Below are 8,019 nucleotides of genomic sequence, written 5' to 3'. Positions count from 1 at the left end.
TTATTAATTTCAACAGGGACATCCACTCTGCCTTGTTTAACTGAATCGATATTTTCCGCAGGTGTTATTTTAATTACACATCTGTTCCTCGTTGCGGAAAGCACCGATTGTTGAATATACATACTTCTGTCTGCAGGAATCCATCCTGTAACAAGATACATTGTTTCTGTTTTTCTGAACCTTTTCACAATATCAGAACGCAGCTGTTCCTCAAGACTGCGGTACAGGATAGACAGAAGGTAATCTGCTTCTTTTACCTTTATCCCCTGCAGCTCAGTCATTATCTTTTCTTTCTCTTGTTCCAATGCTCTGATATCTTTTCTAATCTGAATTACTGCCTTTTCCGGAAGGAATCTTTCCCTTTCCTGCTGCGGAATTTCCAGAGCATCTACACTTTTTAATATTTCTTTTATACGTACATAATCACTCTTTAAAGAAATTAATAAAAATCCCACTTCCCGTTTAGTTTCAAAAAGGGAAGTAAGTGCATGGGGAAGCTCAGCAAGGCTCTCTTTAAGCAGAAAAACAACATCTTCTTTTATTTTTATATAATTAAAATTAATAAAGGTTCCCGATTCCTTTTCAGGGTTAAGCTGGTTCGGAGAAGTTACGCTGACAGCACTTTTTAGAAGATTCTCCTTGTCCTCAATAGTTTTATCAATTTCCCTGACTTGCTTTATAACAGAATTTACTTCCCTTTCAATCCTTCTGAATTTTGCCATTAAGTGCTTCCACTCGCCTTCTGCAGCCTTTATTCCTTCAAAATTCAGCTCAAGGGAAAGTTCATCAGCAACTTTTTTTATTGCAGAGCTTCGATCTTTTACATCTTCGTCAGCACCATACACTGAAGGCTTGTCCAGCTTTTTAGCCCAATCCTCTGTTTCACCCGGGTCAATAATTTGAAGGCCGCCTTCAGTTACAAGTGCGGAAGTTACCTTTAAAAGCTCCTTCTTTGGAAACAAAATTTGAACAAACTCCATTTTTTCAGGTGTAAACATCAATGCCTCTGCTAATTTTCACTTGTTTCATGCAGTTTGTAAGCAACAGAATAAAGTGCACGTACCACTTCTCTCTCTTCTATTTTTAGAAGAATAATGTATCCTGCCAATGATCCTATGGAAAATGGGAATTGTTTAAAAGCCTTTTCCGCCTGCTGAATTAATATTTCTCTCAAGGCAACTTCCAGCATAAATATGCCTTGCTGCTCTTCTTTTGCTGCAGTTTTTTCAGGAACTATCCTTCTTCCTGATAAAAACTCATCTTCCCTGCCTTCAAGAAAAGCATTCCTGATTTCTTCTATTTTCAGAGAACTCCCCCCTGGCAGAAGGTAATTCACTGCCTGATTAACAGGGATTTCATAATAATTTTTAAGACGTTTGATCCATAAAACATTTTTTAAATCAACTTCCGTACCAACAATTTTATCAATAATCTGCATATCACTTTTTGAAAGATTTGAAGATTCCTGGAACAACCTATAATAAAAATCCTTTTCAAGTGCAATTTCAACAGGAAAGAGGTTCCCTATTTTATTAAAATCTTCTACGGAATTCATTAAAACATTTGCAAAAGGTGTTGACTTGATTAATCCCGCTATCTCTTCAATAGTTTTTGCTTTTGAAATATCATTAACAGGAAATTTGTAAATTATTTCAAATGGGACAACAGGATTAATAGGAGTAATTCCGGCATTCCACTGCCTGAGTATTGATTCCAGCTTCAGGATATCATCCCGCTCAAGAAAAAGGGAAACCAATTTTCCAACTTCACCTTTGCTTGCCCTCTTTACTGATTTAATTCTGTCTATACGATTTTTTATAATGTATTTTTCAATATCTTCTGGGTGCAGCTTACTATTATCTTTCTGTGGGAATTCGTAGCCGCTCTTTTCCAGAAAGGAAATAAAGGCCGGAAGATCAGGAGATGCTGATAGTTTTTCCAGTTCCTGTCTTGAAAAAAGCTGTGACTTCATTGCACGGATCTTTGCGTTAAGATTTGCATATGTACCAACAGCTGTCATTTTTTCACATCAACCCCAAGAACCATGTCTACAAGATTCTCTGCTATTTCTTCTATTTCTTTTTCACCAAGGTCTGCTTTTTTAAGCTCGGCTTCTGCCTTTGCCAGAACATCCTGGCGTTCTTTTTCCGCCCTAATTTCAGATTCCTTTTGGGAACGACTAACAATTTTGAGTGATTCTTCCTCTCCGTCATGGACAATCTGCTCTGCTTTTTCTTCCGCTTTACTTTTTATAGCCCGAGCCTTAGTATCAGCATCCAATAATATCTTTTTTGCTTTCTCTTCAGCACTGATTATCTGCTCTACTGTATTTTGCATATTACTCATACTAATGTCTCCATGAAGAGAGTATTTACAAATACTATATCGGCATTCCCCAAATAAAAATAAACTTATAAAATTTAGCAAATTTAAATAAGAAAATCCATAAAAACAAACATTAAATATTCTAATCCTGTATGTTTTTAATACAAATAAGGCTAATTCTTATATTCCTCATCTAAAATTTCAGGGTCTTCCAGATCCATTCTTAATGATGATCCTTTTTTAAACAGGTCTGAAATCTTTTTATCATTACCAAACTCACGAATAAACAGAACAAGGCCTGCAATCATTGGGATATAACTTACAAGGAGCCTCCATAATAACACTGCTATGCCGATAAGGTATCTCGGCATGTATATTGAGAAAAAACCAAGATAAGTAAATTCCCATATACCTGCACCTCCGGGAGAAGGGGCAAAGTAAATGATCGGCCTCATTAAAAACTGCAGAGCTATGCTTTTTATTACAGGATATGTAAATCCGAACCCGCTCATAATAACAAGTGCTATCAAATAATCCACAGTAAAAGCAGCAAGTATCCAAAAACCCGCACTAACAATGGCAAGCTTTCTCTTTACAATATAGAACCAAAGGATTTTGCTGAATTTGTCAACTTCTGAAAAAAGCCGTTCGCTAACAGATGACATTCTGTCTCTATGTACTAATCTTAAAATAACTGCTGCTTTAATAAAAAACCGTGTGATTCTTTTTAAAATCCCGGGATAAAAAAGGATAACAATAAAAAGCAGGATTGCGGCAATTATCGGAACAGAAATTGTTCGTAAAAGCTGATTAAAAAAATGGTGATGAAAAGAACCGTCACGAATAAAAATCAGAATTGGTACATTCAGAAGAAAAAGAAAAACAGGCAGAACAGATATGAGAACTGCAATTGCTACACTTTCGCTTATTCTTATTTTTTCTTTATGCAGAAGATATGTATGAGTTGAAAGAGTACCGACCAATATAGGGATTATGCTGCTTACTAAAAATCCCTCCAGCCTGATTACAGTTGCTCTTTTTAATGATAATTTTCTTCTTGACCCGTATTTTGATAAAACAACAAATGCCTCCCCGTCAAAAAACCATCTTAAAATTGCCAGAAAAACAAGGACAGGAATATAAATCAATTTAAAGTCAGCAATACTTCTCCACGTTTCCTTTTCTGTAGTGAAAACAAGGATACCAAGAATAATCATTGTTGATAAAGCAACAAAAATTATTATCCCCCGCTGGAATAATGTGGATTTTAAAACCGCTCTCATTTTACTATTCATTTTATTATAATTAACACTAAGCTACATTTATTTTATGGTTTTATCAAGTTTTTTTTACAATAACAATTTTTGCTGAACAACAAAAAGAGGCTGACAATTCATGCCAGCCTCTTTTAAATAACATCACTAAATTGGGGGCGAGTGATGTCAACTACTTATGTTATTTTAACTGTCTTTTTATTACTCTTCCCAATCTCTTAGTTCCCTCTTCAATTTCCTCTTCAGAAGGATAAGAAAAATTAATTCTCATTGCATTTTTCCCGCCATCTTTTGCATAAAACGCAGAGCCGACTACATAGGCTACGTTTTCTTCAATTGCTTCCATAAACATCTTTTCAGTATCAATATATTCGGGAAGGCTCATCCATAAAAACAATCCGCCGTCCGGTTTGGTCCACGTAATTTCAGGATGTTCGGGTATGTTCTTATCCAATGCATTAAGCATTGCCTCGCGTCTCTTTTTATAAAGCGTAATATTATCCTTTATGTGATCTAAAAGCAATCCCCTTTTCATGTATTCATAAGCAATTGACTGGGATATGGGAGGAGTACAAAGATCCATTGCCTGTTTGGCTGTTACAAATTTATCAATAATTTTTTCATGTGCCATAATCCATCCAAGCCGCAGCCCGGGGAAAAGAATTTTGGAAAATGTCCGCAGAGCAATCACGTAGCCTTCACCGCTATCAAGCTCATAAATCGAAGGAACATCTTCACCTACGTAGCGTAACTGACGATAAGGAGAATCCTCAATAATTACTATCCCTTCCTGCTTTGCTATATCCAGCAGTTTTTTACGCCTTTCTAAAGACATGGTAACGCCTGCCGGATTCTGGAAATCAGGAATTGTGTAGATAAATTTAGGGAAAGTTCCCTTTGCTTTGAGTGCTTCAATTGTCTCAGTTACTTCTTCCACAATAATACCGTCATCATCAAGATTAACGCATTCAAAATTAACCGAATATCCTCTAAACGCACTTATAGCGCCCACATAGGATGGACACGCCAGGATTATATGGTCTCCCGGATTAATAAAAACCCTTCCTACAAGATCTAATCCCTGCTGTGATGCAGTTGTCACCAGAATGTTTTCCTGTGCTGCAGATACATTGTCGCTTTTCAAAAATTTTATAATTTCGTCTCTGAATTTAGGGATACCTTCTGTTGCTCCATACTGGAGAGCCCATTTCCCTTCTTTTAAAACAACATCTTTTGCAAGATCCGCAATCTCTTCAACAGGAAAAGTAAGGGGAGACGGCAAGCCTCCGGCAAATGAAATAATTGCAGGATTTTGGGTAAGTTTTAACAGCTCCCTGATTACGGATTTTTTCATCCCTTCAAGATTAGACGAATAAAGTCGTTCAGCTTCTTCAATAAACATAAACTACCTCCAAAAATGGATTAGCTCTCACAACCAAGCATTGTAATTTACGAAAGTGGCTATGGAAAATCAAGAGACAAAATTAAGAGTAATATCTGAATAAATCACAATCTTAATTTATATATAATACTCCTTATGTTCTGATTTTATAGCCTGTTAGCTTGTATTATGATATACTTAGAAAGGAATAATTACCATCATTAAAATATCTTAACCCTGCTTTTTTCGAAATTTTGTAAATTTTATTTTTTTGTATTGTGAAAAGGCCTCAAATTCTCATCTTTGCAAAGTAAAAAGCTTCCGGCAGATACTGCCGGAAGCTTTTTTTATCAGAAATACTATAATTTTTAATACATTCCGCCGGGAGGCATTGCAGGCATCTCAGGTGCCTTGTTTTCCTCCGGCTTTTCAACAATCACAGCCTCTGTTGTAAGCATAAGGCTTGCAACGCTTGCTGCATTTTCAAGAGCAATCCTTACAACTTTTTTAGGATCAATCACGCCTGTCGCCATAAGGTCTTCATACTTCTCTGTAAGCGCATTGAACCCCATGTTGCCCTCTTCATTCTTCAGTTTCTCAACAATAACAGAACCCTCAAGCCCTGCATTATTAGCGATCTGACGAACCGGCTCTTCAAGAGCTCTTCTTATAATTTCCATTCCGATCTTTTGGTCACCTTTAAGCTTCAGTTTGTCAAGAGCAGGGATTGAACGCAGCAATGCAAGTCCGCCTCCGGGTACAACACCTTCTTCAACTGCAGCACGGGTTGCATGAAGAGCATCTTCAACACGGGCCTTTTTCTCTTTAAGTTCAACCTCTGTAGCTGCGCCGACATTAAGTACTGCAACTCCGCCGGAAAGCTTTGCAAGCCTCTCCTGAAGTTTTTCTCTGTCATAATCAGATGTTGTTGCCTCAATCTGCTTTTTGATCTGAGAAATACGTGCCTGAATATCTTTGGTATCACCGGCACCTTCAACAATCGTTGTATTATCTTTATCAATTTTTACACGCTTTGCAGTTCCGAGATCCTCTGTTGTTGCATTCTCAAGTTTGAATCCTGTCTCTTCGGAAATCACCTGGCCGCCTGTCAGAATTGCTATGTCTTCAAGCATCGCCTTTCTGCGGTCACCAAAACCAGGAGCCTTGACAGCAGCAACTTTCAGAGTTCCCTTAAGTTTGTTTACTACGAGAGTTGCAAGCGCTTCGCCTTCAATGTCTTCGGCAATAATCAAAAGAGATCTTCCCATTTGTGCGACCTTCTCAAGGACGGGAAGCAGGTCTTTCATTGCACTGATCTTTTTATCGTGAATCAGAATAGCAGGATTTTCAAGTACTGCTTCCATATTCTCGGCATCTGTTACAAAGTAGGGTGAAAGATAGCCGCGGTCAAACTGCATACCCTCTACAACATCCATTGTTGTTTCAATTGTCTTTGCTTCTTCAACTGTAATTACACCGTCTTTGCCGACTTTTTCCATTGCATCTGCAATCAATTCACCAATTATTTTGTCATTATTTGCAGAAATTGCAGCAACCTGTGCGATCTCTTTTCTTCCTGTAATCTCTTTACTGATTTGTCCTATATATCCGACAACAGCACGGACACTCTCATCAACGCCTCTTTTAAGCTCCATAGGATTTGCGCCTGCTGTTACATTGCGCATTCCTTCACCGAAAATTCTCTGTGCGAGTACAGTTGCTGTTGTAGTTCCGTCTCCTGCAATATCACTGGTTTTTGAAGCAACTTCTTTAACCATCTGTGCTCCGAGATTTTCAAGAGGATCTTCAAGCTCAACCTCTTTTGCAACGGTGACGCCATCCTTTGTCACTGTCTGGGATCCGAACTTCTTCTCAATAACAACATTACGGCCTTTGGGGCCGAGAGTAACTTTTACTGCCTCTGCCAGCTGATCAACTCCGCTTTTCAGAGCTTGCCTGGCATCAGAGCCATATTCAATCATCTTTGCCATTACTATATAACCTCCTTTAAATTAAATAACTCTCATTTTACTATACTATTGCAAGAATATCACTCTCACGAACAATAAGATACTCCTCATTATCAATAGTAATTTCAGTACCGGAATACTTACCGTAAAGTACTGTATCCCCTTTTTTTACTGACAGGGGAATTGCTTTACCGGAGTCAGCAACTTTTCCCGGGCCAACTGCAACAACTTCGCCCCTCTGGGGTTTTTCCTTTGCAGTATCAGGAATAATTATTCCACCCTGCACTTTATCTTCTGCAGAGGAAGGTTTTACAACCAAGCGATCGGATAACGGCTTAATGTTCATTCAATTACCTCCTGTTTTTTTGTCCGTTTTCCATAAATTTTACAAATATAATGGCTCAACCCAGCCACTTTTGATTTTGCATATATCCAACTGTAAAATCAAACAGTTAAGATATTTTTTTAGCACTCAGATAGATTGAGTGCCAACAGTAGCTATAATATAATTTAAAATTTTAAAATGTCAAGAAAAATTTTAGATAATTTGGAAACATTGAAGTGTACTGTAAATACTGTAATTTTTAAAAGGAAGGTCTAATATTTCAAGTAATAAATCTGTTAATTTTATTCTTCAAAATATGGTTAATTGCTTATGCAATTGGCGGTTCATACCCATGTCAAACGCTATCAAAATATTGACAGTTTACGCTTAATTAAAAATTAGGTTTTCTTCGCATATAAAGTAAACTGAAAAGAGTTTATATAACAAAATTATTTGTAATAATTTTTATCTCTAAATATTTCTATATTTTTTCTAATCCATTACAATAAACTTTTTTATTAAAACCAAATCATCCAAGACAAACGAGTAAAAATATACACCACTTCCCAGATTTCTGCTGTTAAAATGCAAAACATGGACACCTGGCAATATATCTAAATTTTCAATAACGGTCAATTCTTGACCAAGAATATTATATATTTTAAGGCTGGCAGGTTCTTTTATTATCTTTCCTGACGGGATAAAATACTTGATTGTTGTACTTTGATTAAAAGGATTCGGATA

Annotated in this window: 8 protein-coding genes; all 8 read right to left on the bottom strand. The window is 36.9% G+C overall.

All coding sequences use genetic code 11. The annotated features are described in order from the left end of the window. Positions 1-998: hypothetical protein (locus J7K93_04285; GenBank protein ID MCD6116212.1), on the bottom strand; the 998-nt coding region annotated here is incomplete at its 3' end. 11 nt (positions 999-1,009) lie between these two features. Further along, entirely contained in the window at positions 1,010-2,020 is a 1,011-nt protein-coding gene (locus J7K93_04280) for a V-type ATPase subunit (protein ID MCD6116211.1), read from the bottom strand. Then, on the bottom strand, positions 2,017-2,346 hold the full coding sequence (locus tag J7K93_04275) for a hypothetical protein (protein ID MCD6116210.1): 330 nt from the start codon (positions 2,344-2,346) through the stop codon (positions 2,017-2,019). Before J7K93_04275 ends, J7K93_04280 begins: the two co-directional genes overlap by 4 nt. Positions 2,347-2,498: 152 nt before the next feature. Then, a complete protein-coding gene (locus J7K93_04270; GenBank protein ID MCD6116209.1) occupies positions 2,499-3,608 on the bottom strand; it encodes a flippase-like domain-containing protein in 1,110 nt (369 codons plus the stop codon). Positions 3,609-3,780: 172 nt separating this feature from the next. Beyond that, complete coding sequence (locus J7K93_04265) at positions 3,781-5,001, bottom strand: PLP-dependent aminotransferase family protein (protein ID MCD6116208.1); 1,221 nt, start codon at positions 4,999-5,001, stop codon at positions 3,781-3,783. 347 nt (positions 5,002-5,348) lie between these two features. Further along, positions 5,349-6,971 (bottom strand): chaperonin GroEL, encoded by a 1,623-nt coding sequence (gene groL / locus J7K93_04260; GenBank protein ID MCD6116207.1) that lies wholly within the window; start codon positions 6,969-6,971, stop codon positions 5,349-5,351. A 40-nt stretch (positions 6,972-7,011) separates the two neighbouring features. Beyond that, on the bottom strand, positions 7,012-7,296 hold the full coding sequence (gene groES, locus J7K93_04255) for a co-chaperone GroES (protein ID MCD6116206.1): 285 nt from the start codon (positions 7,294-7,296) through the stop codon (positions 7,012-7,014). Positions 7,297-7,767: 471 nt separating this feature from the next. Continuing rightward, positions 7,768-8,019: T9SS type A sorting domain-containing protein (locus J7K93_04250; protein MCD6116205.1), on the bottom strand; the 252-nt coding region annotated here is incomplete at its 5' end.

The organism is bacterium (assembly GCA_021158245.1).
GTDB lineage: Bacteria > Zhuqueibacterota > QNDG01 > QNDG01 > QNDG01 > QNDG01.
The sequence above is the reverse complement of the archived record's forward strand: the minus strand, read 5'-3'. Positions and strand labels throughout refer to the sequence as shown.